The organism is Brevundimonas huaxiensis, assembly GCF_014218725.1.
GTDB lineage: Bacteria > Pseudomonadota > Alphaproteobacteria > Caulobacterales > Caulobacteraceae > Brevundimonas > Brevundimonas huaxiensis.
Window position 1 is genome coordinate 1 of record NZ_JABBJE010000032.1, and the last position, 378, is coordinate 378.

Annotated in this window: 1 protein-coding gene; it reads right to left on the reverse strand. The window is 61.4% G+C overall.

What is annotated here, in order from left to right; genetic code table 11:
* Window positions 1-378 (reverse strand): tyrosine-type recombinase/integrase (locus HF680_RS15755; protein ID WP_185225722.1); only part of this gene is annotated, 378 nt, incomplete at both ends.

The window sequence follows — 378 nt, forward strand, 5'->3', positions numbered from 1 at the left end:
GGTGCCTATGTGCTCTCCATCTCGGCTGCGGCTGGGGAACAGCCAGTCGTCACGCCGTCGTCCTCGGCGCTCCAACCAGTGAGCCAGAGCTTCTCTAGCGGCCTCCGTGATCTCGAACGGCACGGGCCGACCGGTCTTCTGCTGGATGATCGTCGACCGCTGCCGAATGACGCCGCCTTGAGCAATATCGCCGAGGCGGAGTTTCACCAGATCACAGCCCCGCAGCTTGGCGTCCAATGCGATGTTGAACATCGCAAGATCCCGTATCGATCCAACGGACTTCAGGTGCTGACGGATCGCCCAGATGTGCTTTGGCTTGAGCGGGGCCTTCGCTCCGGTCATTCGACCAGCGTTCCAGGGTTTGCGGGGTAAACGAAA